This is a genomic window from Streptomyces venetus (assembly GCF_039540295.1).
GTDB classification, from domain to species: domain Bacteria; phylum Actinomycetota; class Actinomycetes; order Streptomycetales; family Streptomycetaceae; genus Streptomyces; species Streptomyces venetus.
Window position 1 is genome coordinate 348,161 of record NZ_BAABET010000008.1, and the last position, 19,270, is coordinate 367,430.

20 protein-coding genes and 1 pseudogene are annotated in these 19,270 nt (G+C 74.2%); 13 read left to right on the forward strand and 8 right to left on the reverse strand.

All coding sequences use genetic code 11. The annotated features are described in order from the left end of the window. Nucleotides 1-22: 22 nt before the first annotated feature. The 4 genes from ABEA82_RS26750 to ABEA82_RS26765 are packed head-to-tail and all read right to left on the reverse strand — an operon-like array spanning nt 23 to nt 4,794. Complete coding sequence (locus ABEA82_RS26750) at nt 23-1,159, reverse strand: XdhC family protein (protein WP_345664217.1); 1,137 nt, start codon at nt 1,157-1,159, stop codon at nt 23-25. Then, nucleotides 1,152-3,266 (reverse strand): xanthine dehydrogenase family protein molybdopterin-binding subunit, encoded by a 2,115-nt coding sequence (locus ABEA82_RS26755; RefSeq protein ID WP_345664218.1) that lies wholly within the window; start codon nt 3,264-3,266, stop codon nt 1,152-1,154. Before ABEA82_RS26755 ends, ABEA82_RS26750 begins: the two co-directional genes overlap by 8 nt. Beyond that, nucleotides 3,263-4,255: an FAD binding domain-containing protein gene (locus ABEA82_RS26760; protein WP_345664219.1), complete on the reverse strand. Its 993-nt coding sequence runs from the start codon at nt 4,253-4,255 to the stop codon at nt 3,263-3,265. Before ABEA82_RS26760 ends, ABEA82_RS26755 begins: the two co-directional genes overlap by 4 nt. Beyond that, entirely contained in the window at nt 4,252-4,794 is a 543-nt protein-coding gene (locus ABEA82_RS26765; RefSeq protein ID WP_345664220.1) for a (2Fe-2S)-binding protein, read from the reverse strand. Before ABEA82_RS26765 ends, ABEA82_RS26760 begins: the two co-directional genes overlap by 4 nt. Nucleotides 4,795-5,031: 237 nt before the next feature. Between ABEA82_RS26765 and ABEA82_RS26770 the strand changes: the two genes are divergently transcribed. After that, nucleotides 5,032-5,610 carry a TetR/AcrR family transcriptional regulator gene (locus ABEA82_RS26770; protein ID WP_345664221.1) on the forward strand — a complete coding sequence of 193 codons (579 nt, stop codon included), beginning with the start codon at nt 5,032-5,034 and terminating at the stop codon, nt 5,608-5,610. A gap of 80 nt (nt 5,611-5,690) precedes the next feature. Here ABEA82_RS26770 and ABEA82_RS26775 read toward each other — a convergent pair whose 3' ends face one another. Beyond that, nucleotides 5,691-6,596 (reverse strand): LysR family transcriptional regulator, encoded by a 906-nt coding sequence (locus ABEA82_RS26775; RefSeq protein ID WP_345664222.1) that lies wholly within the window; start codon nt 6,594-6,596, stop codon nt 5,691-5,693. A 117-nt stretch (nt 6,597-6,713) separates the two neighbouring features. On the opposite strand from ABEA82_RS26775, the gene ABEA82_RS26780 reads away from it, so the two are divergent. From ABEA82_RS26780 to ABEA82_RS26805, 6 genes and pseudogenes are all read left to right on the forward strand, one after another. Then, nucleotides 6,714-6,956, forward strand: coding sequence for a hypothetical protein (locus ABEA82_RS26780; protein ID WP_345664223.1), 243 nt, complete (start codon nt 6,714-6,716; stop codon nt 6,954-6,956). 251 nt (nt 6,957-7,207) lie between these two features. Next, nucleotides 7,208-7,402, forward strand: a complete 195-nt coding sequence (locus tag ABEA82_RS26785; protein ID WP_345664224.1) for a hypothetical protein — start codon at nt 7,208-7,210, stop codon at nt 7,400-7,402. 9 nt (nt 7,403-7,411) lie between these two features. Next, nucleotides 7,412-8,386, forward strand: a complete 975-nt coding sequence (locus ABEA82_RS26790; protein ID WP_345664225.1) for an alpha/beta hydrolase — start codon at nt 7,412-7,414, stop codon at nt 8,384-8,386. Nucleotides 8,387-8,462: 76 nt separating this feature from the next. Continuing rightward, nucleotides 8,463-8,807, forward strand: a pseudogene (locus tag ABEA82_RS26795) (helix-turn-helix domain-containing protein); the annotation flags it as partial. 153 nt (nt 8,808-8,960) lie between these two features. Further along, complete coding sequence (locus ABEA82_RS38730; RefSeq protein ID WP_425588561.1) at nt 8,961-10,070, forward strand: PucR family transcriptional regulator; 1,110 nt, start codon at nt 8,961-8,963, stop codon at nt 10,068-10,070. 82 nt (nt 10,071-10,152) lie between these two features. Next, nucleotides 10,153-11,343 (forward strand): CaiB/BaiF CoA transferase family protein, encoded by a 1,191-nt coding sequence (locus ABEA82_RS26805; protein WP_345664226.1) that lies wholly within the window; start codon nt 10,153-10,155, stop codon nt 11,341-11,343. An 85-nt stretch (nt 11,344-11,428) separates the two neighbouring features. Here ABEA82_RS26805 and ABEA82_RS26810 read toward each other — a convergent pair whose 3' ends face one another. Then, entirely contained in the window at nt 11,429-12,073 is a 645-nt protein-coding gene (locus ABEA82_RS26810; RefSeq protein WP_345664227.1) for a phosphoribosyltransferase, read from the reverse strand. 32 nt (nt 12,074-12,105) lie between these two features. After that, on the reverse strand, nt 12,106-12,762 hold the full coding sequence (locus ABEA82_RS26815; protein ID WP_345664228.1) for a dienelactone hydrolase family protein: 657 nt from the start codon (nt 12,760-12,762) through the stop codon (nt 12,106-12,108). Between the two features lie 141 nt (nt 12,763-12,903). Between ABEA82_RS26815 and ABEA82_RS26820 the strand changes: the two genes are divergently transcribed. From ABEA82_RS26820 to ABEA82_RS26835, 4 genes are read left to right on the forward strand one after another with little or no spacing between them, the layout of a single operon-like run. Continuing rightward, nucleotides 12,904-13,929 (forward strand): GlxA family transcriptional regulator, encoded by a 1,026-nt coding sequence (locus tag ABEA82_RS26820; protein ID WP_345664229.1) that lies wholly within the window; start codon nt 12,904-12,906, stop codon nt 13,927-13,929. Beyond that, the gene (locus ABEA82_RS26825; protein ID WP_345664230.1) at nt 13,926-14,528 is read left to right on the forward strand and encodes a DJ-1/PfpI family protein; all 603 of its coding nucleotides are present in this window, start codon (nt 13,926-13,928) and stop codon (nt 14,526-14,528) included. Before ABEA82_RS26820 ends, ABEA82_RS26825 begins: the two co-directional genes overlap by 4 nt. A gap of 58 nt (nt 14,529-14,586) precedes the next feature. Then, nucleotides 14,587-15,042 carry an archease gene (locus ABEA82_RS26830; RefSeq protein ID WP_345664231.1) on the forward strand — a complete coding sequence of 152 codons (456 nt, stop codon included), beginning with the start codon at nt 14,587-14,589 and terminating at the stop codon, nt 15,040-15,042. Between the two features lie 33 nt (nt 15,043-15,075). Then, on the forward strand, nt 15,076-16,182 hold the full coding sequence (locus ABEA82_RS26835) for a CapA family protein (protein ID WP_345664232.1): 1,107 nt from the start codon (nt 15,076-15,078) through the stop codon (nt 16,180-16,182). Between the two features lie 43 nt (nt 16,183-16,225). Here the strand turns inward: ABEA82_RS26835 and ABEA82_RS26840 are convergent, their stop codons facing one another. Then, nucleotides 16,226-17,245 (reverse strand): sigma-70 family RNA polymerase sigma factor, encoded by a 1,020-nt coding sequence (locus ABEA82_RS26840; RefSeq protein ID WP_345664233.1) that lies wholly within the window; start codon nt 17,243-17,245, stop codon nt 16,226-16,228. A gap of 115 nt (nt 17,246-17,360) precedes the next feature. Between ABEA82_RS26840 and ABEA82_RS26845 the strand changes: the two genes are divergently transcribed. After that, nucleotides 17,361-17,813: a YbhB/YbcL family Raf kinase inhibitor-like protein gene (locus ABEA82_RS26845; protein ID WP_345664234.1), complete on the forward strand. Its 453-nt coding sequence runs from the start codon at nt 17,361-17,363 to the stop codon at nt 17,811-17,813. A gap of 170 nt (nt 17,814-17,983) precedes the next feature. Continuing rightward, nucleotides 17,984-19,249, forward strand: a complete 1,266-nt coding sequence (locus ABEA82_RS26850) for an MFS transporter (protein ID WP_345664235.1) — start codon at nt 17,984-17,986, stop codon at nt 19,247-19,249. The last annotated feature ends 21 nt before the right edge of the window (nt 19,250-19,270 follow it).

Sequence of the window (19,270 nt, forward strand, 5' to 3'; positions counted from 1 at the left end):
TGGCGTCGGCGCGACGGGCCGCTCAGACGGCCTGGGGCAGCTGACCGGCCACCCGTCCGGCACGGTGGATCGGTCTGCCGGAGCCGGTGAGCGGATGCCCCGTACCTCCGTGCCGTGCCGCGATGATCTCCGCCGCGATGGACACCGCCGTCTCCTCGGGCGTACGGGCCCCCAGATCGAGGCCGATCGGTGACCGCAGCCGGGCCAGCTCGCGCTCGCTCACACCCGCTTCCCGCAACCGCCGGTCACGGTCCTCGTGGGTGCGACGCGAGCCCATGGCGCCGACGTAGGCGACCGGCAGCCGCAGGGCCTCGGTCAACAGCGGCACGTCGAACTTGGCGTCGTGGGTGAGCACACACAGCACCGTGCGCCGGTCGGTCTCCGTCCCCCTCAGGTAGCGGTGCGGCCAGTCGACGACGATGTCGTCGGCCTCGGGGAAGCGGGCCCGGGTGGCGAAGACGGGACGGGCGTCGCACACGGTGACGTGGTAGCCGAGGAACTTGCCCACCCGGACGAGCGCCGAGGCGAAGTCGATCGCGCCGAAGACGATCATGCGCGGCGCCGGGACGGCCGACTCGACCAGCAGGGTGAGACCGCCCGGGCAGTGCGAGCCGTCCTCGGAGAGCTCGACCGTACGGGTGCGGCCGGCGTCCAGCAGGGCACGGGCCTGGTCGGTCACCGTGCGGTCCAGTTCGCGGTGACCGCCGAGACCTCCCTCGTGCGAGCCGTCGGGACGGACGAGCACCGCCCGGCCGAGCAACTCGTCGGGCCCCCGGACCACCCGGGCGAGCGCCACCGGCTCCCCGTGGGCGGCGGCCGACAGCGCGGCCGCCTGGGGTGTCTGCGAGGCGTCGTAGGGAGTGACCATGACGTCGATGGTTCCGCCGCAGGTCAGTCCGACCGCGAAGGCGTCCTCGTCGCTGTAGCCGAACCGCTCGACCAGCGGCTCGCCGTCCTGGAGGGCCTGGAGGCACAGGTCGTAGACGGCTCCTTCCACACAGCCGCCGGAGACCGATCCGATCACCGTGCCCTCGCTGTCGACGGCCAGCGCGGCGCCGGGCGGGCGCGGGGCGCTGCCGCCGACGGCGACGACCGTGGCGACGGCGAACTCCCGGCCCTCCTCGATCCATGCGTGCAGTTGTCCGGCCAGGTCAAGCATCGCCGCCCGCCATCAGCACCCGGTCGGGCCGGATCGGCAGGTGCCGGTGCCGTACGCCCGTCGCGTGCCACACCGCGTTGGCGACCGCCGCCGCGGCTCCCACGATGCCGATCTCGCCGATGCCCTTGATGCCGACCGGGTCGTCCGGGTCGGGGTCGTCGACCCAGTCGGCCTCGATGTGCGGTATGTCGGCGTGCGCCGCCACGTGGTAGCCCGCGAGGTCGGCGCCGTAGACGCCGCCGGAGGTGTGGTCGCGGACGGCTTCCTCGTGCAGGGCCATGGAGATGCCCCAGATCATGCCGCCGACGAGCTGGTTGCGGGCGGTGAGCGGGTTCACGATCCGGCCGGCCGCGAAGATGCCCAGCATGCGGCGTACCCGGACCTCGCCGGTGGCGGGGTCGACGGCGACCTCGGCGAACTGGGCCCCGAAGGAGTGCCGTTCCTTCTGGGCGAGGGCGCCGATGGCCTCGGCCGTGTTCGACCGTACGGTGATGCCCTCCGGCGGGATGTCGGCGCCCGGCGCGAGGCTCTGGCGCAGCTCGGCGGCGGCGGTCGTGACGGCCCACGCCCAGGAGCGGGTGCCCATCGAGCCGCCGGCGAACATCGCCGGCCCGAGGTCGCTGTCCCCGATCCGCACCCGCACCCGGTCCGTCGGCACCTCCAGCGCGTCGGCGGCGACCACGGTGAGTGCCGTCCTGGCTCCGGTGCCGATGTCCGCGGCGTTGATCCGCACCGTGAAGGTGCCGTCCGCCTCGGCGGTGACGGCCGCCGAGGAGGGCATGGCTCCCGCGGGGAAGGAGGCGGCGGCGGTGCCCGTGCCGAGCAGCCAGCGCCCTTCCCGGCGCACACCGGGACGCGGGTCCCGGTCCGCCCAGCCGAACCTGCGGGCGCCCTCCTGGAAGCAGGCGGCCAGGTTGCGGCTGCTGAACGGCAGCCCGGACACCGGGCCCACCTCGGGCTCGTTGCGCAGGCGCAGCTCGATCGGGTCGATGCCGCACCGCTCGGCGAGTTCGTCGAACGCCGACTCCAGCGCGAACGAACCGGGCGCCTCCCCCGGTGCGCGCATCCACGTCGGGGTCGGTACGTCGAGCCGCACGATCCGGCTGGCCGTGTGGTGGGCTTCGGCGCCGTACATCGAACGTGCCGCCGCGGCGCTCGGCTCGACGAACTCGTGCACGGACGAGGTCTGGTTCAGCGACTGGTGCTCCAGAACGCGCAGCCGCCCGTCCGCGTCGGCGCCGAGCCTGACCCGCTGGGCCGTGGGGCTGCGGTAGCCGCCGAGCGAGAACATCTGCCGGCGGGTCATGACGACCCTGACCGGCCGCTGCAGAACGGTCGCGGCCATCACGGCGGCCACCTGGTGCGCCCGGACACCCTTGCTGCCGAAGCCACCGCCGATGTGCTCGGACCGTACCCGCACGGACGCCGGGTCGAGGGAGAACAGGTTCGCGAGCTCGCCGGCGACCCAGGTGGTGCCCTGGTTGGAGTCGACGACCTCGAGCCGGCCGCCTTCCCACCGAGCCGTCGCCGCGTGCGGCTCCATCGGGTTGTGGTACTCCTCCGGAGTGGTGTACTCCGCGTCCAGCACGACGGCGGACGCCGCGAGACGGTCCTCCAGATCGCCCTTCTCGACCACCCCCGGCATATGGCCGTCCAGCGCGTACGCCTCGGACTGCCGCTCGGCGGAGAACGCGACGTCGTGCGGCTCCTGGTCGTAGTGCACCACCAGGGACTCGGCGGCCTCCCGGGCCTGTTCGGACGTCTCGGCGACGACCAGCGCCACCGGCCAGCCCCGGTGGGCCACCAGGTCCCGCTGGAAGAGGGCGATGGTCGGGTCCGGCGACATGCCCATCATGCCGACGTAGTCGGTGTCGACGCGTGGGGCGTTGCCGTGGTGCAGCACGGCGAGGACACCGGGCATGGCGAGCACGGCATCGCTCTCGACGGACCGGACGCGCCCACGGGCGACGGTGGACAGCACCAGCCAGCCATGGGCGAGTTCGGCGAAGGGGATCTCGGCGGCGTACCGGGCCGCGCCGGTGACCTTGTCGCGGCCCTCGACCCGGGTGTGGGCGGTGCCTATGGAACCTCGGGTGGCGGTGGTCATCGGGCGGCCTCCTCGGCGAGTTCGCTGAGCACGGCCACGACGAGGTTGCGCATCAGGTTCACCTTGTATCCGTTGTGGGGCAGGGGCCTGGCGGCCGCCAGTTCGACGTCCGCGGCGGCCGCGAAGGTCTCGGCGTCGGCCGGGGCGCCGGCCAGCACACTCTCGGCCGTACGGGCCCGCCAGGGGCGGGAGGCGACCGCTCCGAAGGCCAGGCGCACGTCGTGCACGACGCCGTCCCGGACGTCGAGCGCGGCGGCGATCGAGCCGATGGCGAAGGCGTACGAGGCCCGCTCGCGCACCTTGCGGTAGCGGGAGCCGGCCGCGACCGGGGCGGGCGGCAGGGTGACGCCGGTGATCAGCGCGCCCGGCGGCAGGGCGGTCTCCAGGTGCGGGGTCTCCCCCACCGGCAGGTAGAAGTCGGCCAGCGGCAACTCGCCCGGCCCGTCCGCCGTCTCGTACGACACGCGCGCGTCGAAGGCGGTCAGTGCCACGCCCATGTCGGACGGGTGGGTGGCCACGCAGTGGTCGGAGGCCCCCAGGATGGCGTGGTTGTGGTGTTCGCCCTCGATCGCGGGGCAGCCGCTGCCGGGGTCGCGCTTGTTGCAGGGGGAGGTGACGTCGGCGAAGTAGCCGCAGCGGGTGCGCTGGAGCAGGTTGCCGCCGACGGTGGCCATGTTGCGCAGCTGCCCGGACGCACCGGCCAGCACGGCCTGCGCCAACGCCGGGAAGCGGCGCCGGACTTCGGGGTGCGCGGCGAGGTCGCTGTTGGTGACGGTCGCCCCGATGCGCAGTCCGCCGTCCTCGGTCGCTTCGATGTGGTTCAGGGGCAGTTCGCGGACGTCGACCAGGCGGGCGGGCCGTTCGACACCGGTCTTCATCAGGTCGACCAGGTTGGTGCCGCCGCCCAGGAAACGGGCTTCCCCGTCGCCGTCGAGCAGCGCGACCGCGCCGGAGACGTCGTACGCCCGCTGGTAGCCGAACTCCTTCATGCCACCGCACCCTTCTCCTCGGCGGCCCGGGCCACGGCCTGGACGATCGACACGTACGCGCCGCAGCGGCACAGATTGCCGCTCATGCGCTCCCGTATCTCCTCCGGGGTGAGCGGCGGCGGTCCCGCCTCGGGCCGTACGTCGCCGGTCGCGGCGCTGGGCCAGCCGGCCGCGTGCTCCTCGATCACCGCGATCGCCGAGCAGATCTGTCCCGGCGTGCAGTAACCGCACTGGAAGCCGTCCAGGTCGAGGAACGCCTGCTGCACCGGGTGCAACCGCTCCCCCTCGGCCACGCCCTCGATGGTGGTGATCTCACGCCCCTCGGCGGCCACGGCGAGCTGAAGGCAGGACACCGACCGGCGGCCGTCGACCAGGACCGTGCAGGCACCGCACTGGCCCTGGTCGCACCCCTTCTTCGTACCGGTCAGATCGAGGCGCTCGCGCAGGGCGTCGAGCAGGGTGGTGCGGTGGTCGACGGTCAGCGTGTACTTCTCGCCGTTGACGGACAGGGTGAGGTCGCTGGACGTCGATGGGGGCATGGAAGCCTTCTTTCTCACGTCACAAGATCAGGTGGCGGGTCCGCGGGTGGTGATGCCGGCGGCCAACGGCGCGGGTGCGGGGCAGGTGGGCCGTGGTCCGGGCCGCGGGGCTGTCCCCGCGGACGGTCCGCCGATACGATGGAGCCAAGCGGACAGTTGTCCGTTACCCGGTAACGTAGCGGACAGCTGTCCGCTTAACAAGAGCCGGGTTTCGGCCAGGAACCGCGAGGAGGACGAGTGCCGCAGAAGAAGGACGCTCCTCTGCGCTCGGACGCGCAACGCAACCGCGAGCGCATCCTGGAAGTGGCACTGGTCGAACTGACGCGCTCGGCGGACGCCCCGCTCAGCGCGATCGCCAAGAAGGCGGGGGTCGGACAGGGGACCTTCTACCGCCACTTCCCCAGCCGTGAGGCCCTCGTCCTGGAGATCTACCGCCACGAGATGCAGCAGGTCGCCGACACGGCGGCGCCGCTGCTCGAGCAGCGGGAACCCGATCGGGCGCTGCGCGAGTGGATGGACCGTCTGGCGCAGTTCGCCATGACCAAGGCCGGTCTGGCCGACGCGATCCGCCAGGCCACCAGCGCGCCGGGAGGGCCCGCGAAGCCGGGACACACCCCGGTGACCGAGGCGGCCGAACTCCTGCTCCGCGCCGCCGAGGAGGCGGGCACCATCCGCCCGGGGGTCACCTCGGACGACCTCTTCCTCACCATCGGCGGCCTCTGGACGATCGACCCCCACACCGACTGGCGGCCACGCGCCACCCGTCTCCTCGACTTCGTCATGGACGCCCTGCGGGTTGGGGCGCCCGGGCGGTGACCGGCTGACCGGCTGACCTGCGGGCGCGGGTGCGGGTGAGCGGCCGGGCGGGGTGCGATCGGCCGTGGGGCTCGCGGGGGTCAGGCGACCGTGGTGGGGGCCAGGTCTCGTAGCTCGCGGAGGGCCGCTGTCACCGCTGGGCGGGCGTGGCCGGCGCCCCGGGTGCAGGTGAGGAGTTTGCGGTGGGGGTTGCCGGCGCAGCGGACGCGCGTGATCGGCAGATGTGGGGTCAGGTGGGCGAGGCGGGGGATGAGGGCGACGCCCAGCCGGTGGGCGACGAGGTGGGCGGTGACGTTCCAGTCGAGGGCGTGGTGGACGACGTCGGGGGTGAACCCGGCCGCGCCGCAGGCGGACAGGACGTGCGGGCGGCAGGGGCTCTCCTCGACCGGGGCGATCCACGGCTCGTGGGCCGCCTCGGCGAGGTCGACCCGGGCTCGTCCGGCCAGCCGGTGCCCGTCGGGAACGACCAGGTCGAACGGGTCGTCGAGCAGCGGCTGCTGGTCGAACCGCGTGTCGCTCAGCGGCGGGTTGCGCGGGGTGGACTCGACGATCGCCAGGTCGGTCTCGCCCTCGAAGAGGAGGTCGAAGCTCTCCGGCACCCCGGCCTCGGTGATCCGTACGGACAGCCGCGGGTGCCGCTCCCCCAGCCGGGCCGCCATCGGCGCCAGCAGCACCGAGACGGCCACCGGGAAACCGGTCACGCGCAGCACCCCGGAGGGCGCCCCGTGGTCGGCCCTCAGGTCGAGCTCCGCCTGGTCCCAGCGGGCCTGGATCGCGTCGGCGTGCGCGAGCAGGCTCTCGGCGGCAGGCGTGAGCCGGATCCCACGCCCTTGCGGCTCCAGCAGGTCGACGCCCAGGTCACGCGCGAGCTGCCGGATCTGCTGAGAGGCGGCGGACGGGGTGAAGTGCAGGGCACGGGCGGCCGCGGTGACCGTGCCGTAGTGGGCGACCGCCCTGAGGACATGCAGCCGGCGCAGGTCAATCATGAAGACCACGCTTCACAATGGCGTCCACAAAGTCAACCTGGACGTGTAGTGAGACTCCGACGCACCCTGGCTGTGTCGCGACGGTCGACCAGCCACGAGGGACGAGGAGTCCGAGAGATGACCAGCACCACCCGCACCGTCTGCCCGCACTGCGGCTGGCCCGACGGAGGCGAACCGTTCCAGGTGCTGTCCCGGCACACCACCGCGACAGGCCGCACGGAGTGGACGCGCTGCGGCTGCGGTTCGCTCCAGGTCCGGATCGTCGACGACCGCGGCACGCGCGTGGTCTCGCGCAGCCGTCCGGCATCCGCTCCGGCGGGGTCGGGAACGGCGGGACAGGGCACGGCGGGTCGCGGCTGATCGGGCGGACATCGGGCAGCGGGCCCGGGAGATCCGTCCGGAGCGCGCCCGGCTCACGTGAAGCACGCGCCGCTGCTGGTGGTGTGGGACAGAACGCGCTGCCCCGCGGCGAAGCTGTGCTTGACGCCCGGCCGGCCCGCCGTCAGGCACCCGCCATGGGGCTTCCCTGGATGCCGTGCGCTGCGCCCCGAGCGGCGTAGCCGGCTCACCGCCGTGTCCCTGCCGGGCGCGTATCTTGGCGCCGTCGGCTCGTGGCGGGCACGCGCGCGTACGGCCGCTTCGGCCGGCTCGGGGTGGGTGGGCTGGTCGCCGGGCTCACCGCGGTGGCCCCGCACGCCGCCGGAGCGCCACCCGCCGTACGGCGGGGAGGTTCCGCCGGACGGCGCCGCCCGGGCCCGGGCGGCGGGACCGAGCATGGCCGTACGAGCCGCCGCGACCTCGCGTGAGGAGACGCCATGACGCACGTTCCGCCCCCGTTCGACCCCGAACTCGCCGCAGCCCTCGAACTGATCAAGGACGTGATCAGTCCTGGTCTCGCCCTGGACGAGATCGACGCGATACGCGAGGGCGCGGGCATCCAGTTGCTGGCCGAGCAGGACCTGACGAGGGGCGGCGCGTTCGAGGTGGAGGACCGGCAGGTGCCCGGGCCGCAGGGTGAGCCCGACATCTCGCTGCTGATCTGCCGGCCGACGGCTCCGGCGACCTCCGGGGCGCGGCCGCTCATCTACCACGTGCACGGCGGCGGCATGGTCCTCGGGGACAACCGGGCCGGCGTCGACGGGCCGCTGGCCTGGGCCGAGGAACTGGACGCGGTCGTGGTGTCGGTGGAGTACCGGCTGGCCCCGGAGCATCCGTATCCCGCGCCGATCGAGGACGTGTACGCCGGGCTGCTGTGGACGGCCGACCACGCCGCCGAGCTCGGGGCCGACCCCGAGCGGATCGTCGTCGCGGGGGCCAGCGCGGGCGGCGGGCTGTGCGCGGCCCTGACGCTGCTCACCCGGGACCGCAAGGGGCCGCAGCCGATCGGGCAGGTCCTGATGTGCCCGATGCTGGACGACCGCAACGACACGCCGTCGACGTACCAGATGGCCGGTCTCGGCGTGTGGGACCGCACCGCCAACGAGACCGGCTGGACCGCGCTGCTGGGCGAACGGCGCGGCGGGCCCGACGTACCGGCGTACGCGGCGCCGGCCCGCGCCGAGGACCTGTCCGGGCTGCCCCCGGCCTTCCTCGACGTCGGCTCCGCGGAGACGTTCCGCGACGAGGTCGTCGCCTACGCCTCGCGCATCTGGCAGGCGGGTGGCATGGCCGAACTGCACGTCTGGCCCGGCGGTTTCCACGGCTTCGACGGCTTCGCACCCCAGGCGGCGCTCTCCCAGTCGGCGCGGGCGGCGCATCTGGACTGGCTGCGGAGACTGCTGGGCGAGTGACGGCGGGGGCCTTGCCGGACGGACGAGCCCGGCGGATTCCTGCCGCGAAAGCGGCCCCGTGCCGCACCATGGGCCTATGAAAGAGCTGGCCGGGCGCCTGACCGCGCTCGATCCGGATGCCGGGGCAGCGGTCCGGGTCATCGCCTATTTCGACCGCCTGACCGAGTCCAGGGCCGGCGTGGAAGCACTCGTTCGCGGTGCCGCCGTACTGGCCGGCTGCCCCGCTCGGCTGGTGGACCCCGAGCGGCGCGTCCACGTCCGGGTGGAGACCGACGGCACCCGGCGTGACACCGAGGTGCCGCCGGACCCGACGTGGCCTTCCGCGCGTCTGGCCCCGGACGGTGCCGCGATCCTGTGGCTGGAGCGAGCGGGGACGGCGCCCGGCGGGACGGACCCGGTACGCGCCCGGGCCCGTGGCGCAGGCGTGGCCGAGGCGCCCCGGGCCGGGACCGGGCCCGGCGGGGACGAGCCGGGCCCCGGCCCGGGGAACACCACCCGATCCCTGACGGCCCCCGGCGCGGACGCCACCGACCGAACCCGGACAGCTCCCGACGCCGACACCGACCGAACCCAGGTGGCCTCCGGGGACGTCACCGACCGTGTCCAGCCGCCCTCCGGCAAGGGGCCCGACGGCCGAACCCTCACAGCCCTCGACCCGGACGCCACCGACCGACCACGGGTAGCCCCTGGGGACGTCACCGACCGTGTCCAGCCGACCTCCGGCAAGGGGCCCACCGACCGAACCCTCACAGCCCTCGACCCGGACGCCACCGACCGACCACGGGTAGCCCCTGGGGACGTCACCGACCGTGTCCAGCCGACCCCCGGCAAGGGGCCCACCGACCGAACCCTCACACCCCCCGGCCCGGACACCGACCGACCCCTCACCCCCTTCGGCGTTCACGCCACCGACCCAACCCCGGCACCCCCCGGCTCAGACGCCACCGCCCATCTCCGCACAGTGCCCGGTGTGGACGGCGCCGGCCACGGGGGCATCGCCCCCAGCGTCGTCGACGCCGTGATTCTCGAACGGGCCGCCCGTGCCCTCCGGGTCGTGCTGGACCGCACCCGGGGCCGGGCGCCGGCCGACGACCCCGCCCTGGTGAAGACCCTGCTCGATGCCACGGCCCCGGAACCGGCCCGGCTGCACGCCGCCCGTCGCCTCGGCCTGGACCCCTCGGCCCCGGCCCGGGCCCTCGCGGCGCTGAACGACCGGCCTCGGGTCGTACCCGACGGGACGGCGCCCGACCCGGACGGACGGCTCGGCGTCGGCCCCGCCGTCCCGGTGCTGGAGTTGCCCGCGTCGTGGGCCGCCGCCCGTACCGCGCTGCGGTTCACCGCCGAGGGCACCCCGCAGGACCCCGGGCCGCGCATCGTGCACGCCGACGAGCTGGGCGGCATCGCCCTCCTCGCCGACCTCGTCGCACCGGGCGCCGAACCGCCGCCCGACGTGCGGGCCCTGGAGACCGCCGCGGCGACCACGCCCTGGCTGTCGGAGACGCTGCACGCCGTCGCGTCCACGGGGAGTCTGCGGGCGGCCGCCGCCGGGATCAGCATCCACCACTCCACGCTCCAGGACCGGCTGGCCCACGCCGAGCACCTGCTCGGCTGGTCGGTGCGCACCCCGCAGGGGCGGCTGCGGCTGCAACTGGCCCTGGCCATGCGGCACCTCGCCCGTCCGTAGCGGCCCCCTGTGCCGGGCCGTGGCCGTACCCCTGGGAGACACTGTCCGGGCGCGGTCCGTACGAGGTTCAGGAGCTTGAGGCATGAGCGTGCAGCGGTATCCCCTGTCCGGGGTCACGGTGGTCAGCCTGGAGCAGGCCGTGGCCGCGCCCTACGCCACCCGGCAGCTCGCCGACCTCGGCGCCCGCGTGATCAAGGTGGAGCGGCCGGGCGGCGGCGACTTCGCCCGGCGCTACGACACGACCGTGCACGGCCACTCCAGCTATTTCGTGTGGCTGAACCGCTCCAAGGAGTCCCTCACGCTGGACCTGAAGGACCCGCGGGGACGCGAGATCCTGCACGAACTCCTCGACGGCGCCGACGTCTTCGTGCAGAACCTCGCCCCGGGCGCCGCCGGACGGCTCGGGCTGGACGCCGCCACCGTCACCGGCCGCCGCCCCGGTCTGATCCCGTGCACGATATCCGGCTGGGGCACGACCGGCCCCTGGGCCGACCGCAAGGCGTACGACCTGCTCGTGCAGTGCCAGACGGGGCTGGTGTCCCTGACGGGAACCCCGGAGGAGACCGCCCGGGCCGGGATCTCCGTGGCCGACATCGCCGCGGGCATGTACGCGTACAGCGGTGTCCTCACGGCCCTCTACACCCGTGCCGTCACCGGCGAGGCCCACCCGGTGGAGGTGTCCCTGTTCGAGGCGCTCGCGGAGTGGATGGGCCAGCCCGCCTACTACACCCGGCACGGCGGCACCCAGCCTCCGCGCATCGGCACCCAGCACGCCACCATCGCTCCGTACGGGACGTACCCCGCCGCCGACGGCAAGGAGGTGCTGTTCTCCATCCAGAACGAGCGGGAGTGGGCGGCCCTGTGCACCGAGTTCCTCGGCCGGCCGGAGCTGGTCGACGACCCGCGTTTCGCCACCGGTTCCGACCGCGTCGCCCACCGCGAGGAGCTCAACACCGTCGTCGCAGCCCGCTTCGCCCGCTCCGGGTCCGACGAGATCCTCAAGGACCTGGAGGCCATCGGTATCGCCTGCGCCGGGGTCAACGACGTCGCCGCCTTCCTGGACCACCCGGTGCTGGCCGCCCGCGGCCGCTGGAGTGAGGTCGCGGTGCCCGGCGCCACCGTGGAGGCGCTGCTCCCGCCGGCGGACCTGGCGGGGCTGCCGGCACGCATGGATCCCGTGCCGGCGGTGGGCGAGCACACCGAGTCGATCCTCGGCGAGCTGGGCCGCACCGAGGAGGAGGTGGCGGCGCTGCGCGAGGAGGGCGTCGTCTGAGCGACTGGCCGGACTCGGCCGTCCGCCCCGCCGCCTCCTCGGCCTCCTGCCTGATTTCCGCCACTCCTGTCGAGTGAACAACGGGTCAAAGCTGCACGTGGAGCGCCTCCAGGACGTCCCGGTCCGTCAGCTGTTCGAAGTTCTCGTACCACAGGCCCACGGCCATGAACGCGGTCGGCCGGTGCAGGCAGATCACCTCGTCGGCCTCGGCTCGCATCAGCTCGGCCGCCTCCGGGGAGCACACCGGCGCGGCCAGCACCACCCGTGCGGGCGCCTGGCGGCGTACGTAGCGCAGCGCGGCCCGGGCCGTGGAGCCGGTCGCCAGGCCGTCGTCGACCACGATCACGGTGTGTCCGCGCAGGTCGGGGGCGGGGCGGCCCTCCCGGTAGAGGCGCTCGCGGCGGCGCAGTTCCGCGCGTTCCCGTTCGATGACGGGGGCCAGGGCGGCCTCCCCGATGCCCAGGTGCCGCAGGGCGTCCTCGTCGAGGAGCGGCACCTCGTCCCCGGCCATCGCGCCGACGCCGAGCTCCTCCTGGAAGGGCGCCCCGATCTTCCGTACGACCAGCACGTCGAGCGGGGCGTCCAGGACCCGGGCGACCTCGCGCCCCACGGCGACCCCACCGCGCGGGAGGGCGAGGACGAGGGGATCGGGCAGGGCCCCCTCGCCCTGCCGGGTGCGCAGAACTTCGGCCAGCCGTCCGCCGGCCTGCCGGCGATCACGGAACTGCATGACGGTCACCTCCGCTTCCCGCACGGCGGCCGTCAGCCCGCCGCGGTCTTCAGCTGCTCGTCGCACCACTGCCGGGCCGCCTCGGTGACCTGGCCGAGCGCGCCCGGCTCTTCGAACAGGTGGGTGGCGCCGGGCACCACGAGGAGGCTGTGCGGGGTGTGCAGCCGCCGCGCGGCCTCCTTGTTGAGCCGCAGTACGTGCTGGTCCCGGCCGCCCACGATCAGCAGCACCGGGGCCCGGACGGCGTCCAGGGCTGCGCCCGCGAGGTCGGGCCGTCCGCCGCGCGAGACCACCGCCCGTACCCGGTCGGGGCGTTCGGCGGCGGCCACCAGGGCGGCGCCCGCGCCGGTGCTGGCGCCGAACAGGACGACGGGCAGTTCTCGGGTGCCGGGCGACTGTGCCAGCCAGTCGACGGCGGCCGTCAGGCGGCGGCCCAGCAGGGGGATGTCGAAGCGGAGTTCAGCGGTGCGCAGGTCCAGTCGTTCCTCGTCCTCGGTGAGCAGGTCGATCAGCAGGGTGCCGAGCCCGGCGGTGCGCAGACCGGCGGCGACCTCGCGGTTGCGGGGACTGTGCCGGGAACTGCCGCTGCCGTGCGCGAACAGCACGACCGCGCGAGCGGCCGGCGGCACGGTCAGATCGCCGGTGAGCGCGGCGCCGGCCGCCCGCACGGTGACGGTCCGGGAGTTCATCGAAAGGCCTCCTCTCCCCCGGTTCCCTTCGTACCTCCGGTCGCCCGCCCACGCCACGGGAGGCGTCCCGCGGCCCGTATGGCGCGATCCGTGGGGTGCGTGTCGTTGACGCCATGTGGCCGGCCGGAGGAGCGTGAGGGGGTGACATCGCGCCGCATCGTCTTCGTCGTCTTCGACGGTTTCCAGCCGCTCGACCTCACCGGTCCGCACGAGGTGTTCCACAGCGCGGGCGGGGACTACGCCTGTGAGGTCGTGGCGCCCCGGGCGGGTCCGGTCGGGTCGGTCAGCGGGCTGCTCGTGCACGCCGCACACGGCGTGGCGGACCTGGACCCGGCCGGGATCGACACCCTCGTGGTGGTCGGCGGCCGGGGCGTCGACCGGGCCCGCGAGGACACGGCACTGGTGTCCTGGATCGCCGCCGCTGCGGCCGGGGCCCGGCGGGTCGCCTCGGTGTGCAGCGGGGTGTTCCTGCTGGCGGCCGCGGGGCTGCTGGACGGGCGGCGGGTCACCACGCACTGGGCGCGGGAGGAGCAGTTGGCCCGGGAGCATCCCGGGGTGCGGGTGGACTGCGACCCGATCTTCGTCCGGGACGGGCGGGTGTGGACGTCGGCCGGGGTGACGGCCGGTATGGATCTGGCGCTCGCCCTGGTGGAGGACGACCTGGGCCGGGACGTCGCGCACGCGGTGGCCCGCCGGCTGGTGCTGTTCCTGCGCCGGCCGGGCGGCCAGTCCCAGTTCAGTCAGGCGCTGTGGTCGCGGCAGCCGGCGACGGACCCGGTGCGGGCAGCCGTCACCGCGATCCACGCCGATCCGGGCGCCCGGCACGACATCGCCGGCCTCGCCGCGCATGCCGGGCTGAGCCCTCGTCACCTCCAGCGCCGCTTCACGGCGGAACTGGGCGTGCCGCCGGCCGCGTACGTCGAGCGGGTGCGCGTCGAGGCGGCGCAGCGCGCCCTCACCGAGGGGGACGAACCGGTCGAGGCCATCGCCCGCCGCTACGGCTTCGCCACGGCGGAGACCCTGCGCCGCACGTTCCACCGCCGGCTCGGCGTCGCGCCGTCGGAGTACCGCGCCAGGTTCCGCTCCACGGCGCGGTTGCCCGACGCCGAGCCTCCCGCGGCAGCACCCGCAGCGGCATCTCCGGCAGAGAAAGGAAGCAACACATGACCACCTACGGCCTGCTGGTCTTCGAGGACGCCGAGGAGCTCGACTTCGTCGGCCCCTGGGAGGTCTTCACCATCTCCGCCCGGCTCCGCGGCGACGCGGACACGGCCGTGCTCGTCGCCGAGCATCCCGGCCCGGTGCGCTGCAACAAGGGCCTGCGCGTGCTGCCCGACCACTGCCTCGACGACCATCCGCCCCTCGACGTGCTGCACGTGCCGGGCGGGCTGGGAGCGCGCGAGACCCAGTTGCACAACACCGTGGTCACCGACTGGATCGGGAGGACGGCGAAGCGCGCCGCGTGGGTGCACGGCGTGTGCACCGGCACGTTCCTGCTGCACGCGGCGGGGCCCGCCCGGGGGCGCCGGGTGGCCACGCACTGGAGCCAGGAGGACGCCCTGGAGGCGCGGGGCGATGTGACGGTGGTCCGGGACGTGCGCTACGTGGTCGACGGCGGTCTGATCACCAGCCAGGGTGTCTCGGCCGGGATCGACAGCGCGCTCTGGCTCGTCGGCCGGCTGCACGGCCGGGACCACGCGCGTGCCGTGCGGCGCCAGATCCAGTACGACCCCGCGCCGCCGTACCTCGCGGACGAGCCCGTCTGACGGACCCCTCCGGAAGCGGGCCCTGCATGGGTGGGCCGGCCTCGGGAAGGCGTGGTGGATGGGCGGTGACACGGACGACGACGGGCAGGTACGGCAGGCGGGCGATTGCGGGCACCGGGCGGTGCCGCATCCGGGCGACATCCGGATCGAGGCGTGGGCGGCGTGCCGGGAGCACTGCCTGGCGGAGGCCGTCCTCGCGATGGTGGAGTGCTTCGCCGACGTCAGCGGAGTGCGTCCCACCGCCGTGGACCAGGTGTGGCTGGCGGAGGCGAGTGACGACGACCTGCTCGCCTCCCTCCTGGACGAGGTCATCTTCCGGCTGGAGGCGTACGGCCAGGTGCCCGTGGACGTCGAGGCGGACGAGGCCGACGGCGGGCTCGACGTACGGCTGGCGGTGACCGGAGTGGCGGACGTGGTGATCACCGGGGCCGTCCCGAGGGCGGTGGCGTGGGACGAGCTGCGGATCGGGCCGGATCCCTACGGCTGGTCGTGCGCCGTACGGGTGGACGCCTGATCCTGGCCGCCCCGGTGCGCCTACCGTGGAGATGTGGGCGGCGGCGTCGTGACGCTGTTCCTGTGCGGTGACGTGATGCTCGGGCGCGGTGTCGACCAGATCCTGGCGCACCCCGGTGATCCGGCACTGCGGGAGGCGTACGTCGAGGACGCGCGGTCCTACGTCAGGCTGGCGGAGTCGCTGCACGGCCCGGTGCCCGCGCCCGTCGACCCGTCCTGGCCGTGGGGCGGGGCGCTGCGGGTGCTGGAGGAGGCCGCCCCGGACGCGCGGATCGTGAACCTGGAGACGTCGGTGACCTCCGGCGACACGTTCGCCCCGGACAAGGAGATCCACTACCGGATGCACCCGGCCAATCTGCCGGCCCTGGCGGTGGCGCGGCCCGACGTGACCGTCCTCGCCAACAACCACGTCCTGGACTTCGGGCGGTCGGGCCTGCTGGAGACGCTGGACGCGCTGGCCCGGGCGGGTCTGCGCGCGGTGGGTGCCGGACGCGACGCCGACCATGCGTTCGCCCCCGCCGTGGTCCCCCTCTCCGGTGGGCGCCGGCTGCTGGTGCTCGCCCTCGGGGCACGCTCCAGCGGCATCCCGTCCGGCTGGGCGGCGACGGCGGAGCGGCCCGGTGTGGCGTATCTGCCCGACCTCTCGCGTGACGCGGCCGACGCCGTGGTGCGGCACCTCCAGCAGGCCGGCCGGGCCGGTGACCTGACCGTCGTCTCCGTGCACTGGGGGTCGAACTGGGGGTTCCACGTGCCCCGTGAGCAGGTCCGCTTCGCGCACGCCCTGGTGGACGGCGGTGTCGACGTCGTCCACGGTCACTCCTCGCACCACCCCCGCCCGCTGGAGGTGTACCGGGAGCGGCTGATCCTTTACGGATGCGGCGACTTCGTCGACGACTACGAGGGCATCTCCGGATACGAGGAGTACCGCGACGACCTGCGGCTCGCGTTCCTCGTGTCGCTCGCCGCGGACAGCGGACGGCTGGCGGGGCTGCGCATGGTGCCGCTGCGGGCGCGGCGGCTGCGCCTGGAGCCCGCGTCCCGGGCGGACCGGGTGTGGCTGTGCACGACGCTCGACCGGATCAGCTGCGGGGCGGGGGTGACGCTGGAACCGGACGGTTCGCTGGCGCTGACGGGCGCTTGACCGGCTGTGCGGCGTTCGCCCCCGCCGCACCGGCGGCCGGGGGTCAGCTCGCCCAGTCCAGCAGCCGCTCCCGGTGCTCCGGCTCCCGCAGCCGGGCGAGTGACGCCTTCTCCAGTTGCCGTACCCGCTCGCGGGTCAGGCCGACGCGGCGGGCGACCTCGTCGCGGGTACGGGTGTGACCGTCGTGGAGGCCGTAGCGCAGGCTGAGGATCATGGCTTCCCGGGGCTCCAGGGTGCCGACCGCCTCGCGGAGTTCCTCGGCGAGTGCCGTGTACTCGGCGACCTCCGGGGCCTGGAGCACCTCGGTGTCGGGGATCAGGTCGCCGACGACGGTCTCACCGGTGTCGTCGACGGGGGTGTCCAGGCTGACGGCCTGCCGGCCGACCCGGCGCAGCCAGCCGATCCGGTCCTCGGCGAGGCCGCTCTCCCGGGCCACCTCCGCGACGCTCGGTTCGCGTCCCAGGTCGAGTCGCAGGCGCCGTTCGACCTTGGCGATCTTCTGGAGCTGCTCCACGACCTGCATCGGCAGCCGTACGGTGCGCGCGTGCGCGGCCAGGCCCCGCTCGATCGACTGGCGGATCCACCAGGTCGCGTACGTGGAGAACTTGAAGCCCTTGGTGTGGTCGAACTTCTCCACGGCCCTGATCAGTCCCAGGTTGCCCTCCTGGATGACGTCCAGCAGGGGCAGCCCGCGGTGGGCGTGCCGTCTGGCCATCGAGACCACGAGCCGGAGGTTGGCCCTGACCATGTGGTCCTTGGCCGCCTGCCCGTCGCGGACGGTCTCCTCCAGTTCACCGCGCCGACCGGGCGCGAGCCCGTGGTCACCGATGTCGGACCGGTCCAGTTCCTCCAGCGCCCGCACGCCGGCTTCCATCCGCCGGGCCAGCCGTACCTCGTCCTCCGCGGTGAGCAACGGCGTCGCGCCGATCTGCGCGAGGTACTGCCCGAGCAGGTCGGGCTCCTCGTCGGGTTCGGGGATGCGGCTGCGCAGCCGTGCGGTGCGGCCGGGGGCGCGGCGGTCCTCGCGGACCTGTGCCGCGGAGCCCTCTGCCAGGGGAGACACGTCGGGTTCCTCCCTCCCCCACCTTCGTTCCGGCTCGCTCCGGAGGGCTTCCGGGTACCCGAGGCGGTCGGGCCCGAACCGCATGTCCGGGTGCGGCGGGGGTACTCCGGGCGGTATGACCGGCATCGACCTGCGCAGCGACGCGTTCAACGACCATTCCTTCATCGCGCGCCGGTACTCGTACGAGGGACCGAACGTCTCTCCGCCGCTGACCTGGAGCGGCGTACCGGACGACGCGACCGAACTGGTGCTGCTCTGCGAGGACCCCGACGCCCCGTCGGGCACCTTCGCGCACTGGGTCGTGGTCGGCATCGACCCGCACAGCGACGGCGTCGAGGCCGGGCACTGCCCACCGGGCGGCACGGAACTCGTCAACGGCTACGGGCAGCACGGCTGGGGCGGCCCCCATCCCCCGCCGGGTGACGACGCGCACCACTACTTCTTCCGGCTCTACGCCCTGTCCGAACCGTGCGTCCTGCCCGACGCGCCCGCCGCGAAGCAGGTGCACGAGGAGGTCGAGAAGCGCCGCCTCGCGGACGGGACGCTGGTCGGGCTGTACCAGCGCTGAGGCGGTTCTTTCGGACTCCACCGCGGTGGGACCGCCCCCTGGCGCCGTGACACAACGGCCGGTTGTGGGGAGGGCGACGGACGGTTGTTTGCCCGCTCGGCCCGGTCCTCGCTTGGATGGCTCCCGGTCAACACGGGGTTGTCCGCGAGAGCTGGGAGTGTGCGCCGGGCATGGCGGGCGGAGGGCCGTTGGGGCGGCGGTTCGGGTGGCTGTGGGGCGCCTACGCGGTCAGCACGGCGGGCACGTGGCTGGCGTTCGACGCGTTCGCGCTGATCGCGGTGCTGGTGCTGGACGCCGGGCCCACGCAGGTGTCGCTGCTGGCGGCGACCGGGCCGGCGGTCGGCGCGGTGGTGTCGGTGCCGCTGGGGCCGTGGGTGGAGGGCCACCGCGAACGGCCCGTGATGATCGCGGCGGACCTGCTCCGGTGCGTGGCGCTGCTGAGCGTCCCGGTGGCCTTCGCGCTCGGCCGGCTGAGCTTCGGTCAGCTGCTGCTGGTGTCGGTGGCGGTCGCGGCCGCCGACATCACCTTCAACGCCGCGGCCGGGGCGTTCCTGAAGGAACTGGTGCCGGGGCGGGACCTGCTCGTCGCGAACGGGCGGTTCGAGGCGACGAACTGGACGGCCAGCATGGTCGGGCCGCCGCTGGGCGGGGCGGCGATCGGGCTGTTCGGGCCGGTGACCACCGTGGTGGCCGACGCGGTGAGCTATCTGCTCTCGGCGCTCGGGATCCGGGCGATCGGCGGCGACGACAAGCGCCCTGGGCGGCCCGTTTCCACCGGGATCCGGCCCCGGGCGGGCGACCTGCTCGACGGATGGCGGTTCATCCTCGCCGATCCGGGGCTGCGCCCCTTGTTCTTCAACACGGTCCTGAACAACGCCCTGATCATGGCGGCCTCACCGCCCCTCCTGGTGCTGATGGTCGACCGTCTGCGCTTCGAGCCGTGGCAGTACGCGCTCGCCTTCGCGGTCCCCTGCACCGGCGGTCTGATCGGCTCACGTCTGGCACCGGGGCTCGTCACCCGCTTCGGGCGGCACCGCGTCATGCTCGCCACGGGGGTGCTGCGGGCGTGCTGGTCGCTGGGGTTGGCCTTCGTCGGCCCCGGCACGGCCGGACTGGTGCTGGTCATGGCCGTCGAGTTCGGACTGATCGCCTGCTGCGGCGTGTTCAACCCGGTGTTCGCCACGTACCGGCTGGAACGGACTCCCGCGGACCGGGTCACCCGTACCCTGGCGGCCTGGTCGGCCACCAACAAGGCCACCACCGCGGCCGTGACCGCTCTGTGGGGCCTGCTGGCGAGTACGACCGGCCCGCGTACGGCCATCGCGCTCGCCGGTGGCCTGCTGCTAGCCACTCCGCTCCTGCTCCCCCGACGGGAGCACGCTCCGGTCACCGGCTCCGAACCGGCTCCGCTGCCGCTGAAGGCGGACGGAGGCTGAACCGGGCCGTCCCGGCCCGGG

Bases quoted from the DNA above. Each gene is read 5' to 3' on its own strand.
- ABEA82_RS26750 (WP_345664217.1), bottom strand. From the start codon at position 1,159: ATGCTTGACCTGGCCGGACAACTGCACGCATGGATCGAGGAGGGCCGG.
- ABEA82_RS26755 (WP_345664218.1), bottom strand. From the start codon at position 3,266: ATGACCACCGCCACCCGAGGTTCCATAGGCACCGCCCACACCCGGGTC.
- ABEA82_RS26760 (WP_345664219.1), bottom strand. From the start codon at position 4,255: ATGAAGGAGTTCGGCTACCAGCGGGCGTACGACGTCTCCGGCGCGGTC.
- ABEA82_RS26765 (WP_345664220.1), bottom strand. From the start codon at position 4,794: ATGCCCCCATCGACGTCCAGCGACCTCACCCTGTCCGTCAACGGCGAG.
- ABEA82_RS26775 (WP_345664222.1), bottom strand. From the start codon at position 6,596: ATGATTGACCTGCGCCGGCTGCATGTCCTCAGGGCGGTCGCCCACTAC.
- ABEA82_RS26780 (WP_345664223.1), top strand. From the start codon at position 6,714: ATGACCAGCACCACCCGCACCGTCTGCCCGCACTGCGGCTGGCCCGAC.
- ABEA82_RS26790 (WP_345664225.1), top strand. From the start codon at position 7,412: ATGACGCACGTTCCGCCCCCGTTCGACCCCGAACTCGCCGCAGCCCTC.
- ABEA82_RS26805 (WP_345664226.1), top strand. From the start codon at position 10,153: ATGAGCGTGCAGCGGTATCCCCTGTCCGGGGTCACGGTGGTCAGCCTG.
- ABEA82_RS26810 (WP_345664227.1), bottom strand. From the start codon at position 12,073: ATGCAGTTCCGTGATCGCCGGCAGGCCGGCGGACGGCTGGCCGAAGTT.
- ABEA82_RS26815 (WP_345664228.1), bottom strand. From the start codon at position 12,762: ATGAACTCCCGGACCGTCACCGTGCGGGCGGCCGGCGCCGCGCTCACC.
- ABEA82_RS26825 (WP_345664230.1), top strand. From the start codon at position 13,926: ATGACCACCTACGGCCTGCTGGTCTTCGAGGACGCCGAGGAGCTCGAC.
- ABEA82_RS26830 (WP_345664231.1), top strand. From the start codon at position 14,587: ATGGGCGGTGACACGGACGACGACGGGCAGGTACGGCAGGCGGGCGAT.
- ABEA82_RS26845 (WP_345664234.1), top strand. From the start codon at position 17,361: ATGACCGGCATCGACCTGCGCAGCGACGCGTTCAACGACCATTCCTTC.
- ABEA82_RS26850 (WP_345664235.1), top strand. From the start codon at position 17,984: ATGGCGGGCGGAGGGCCGTTGGGGCGGCGGTTCGGGTGGCTGTGGGGC.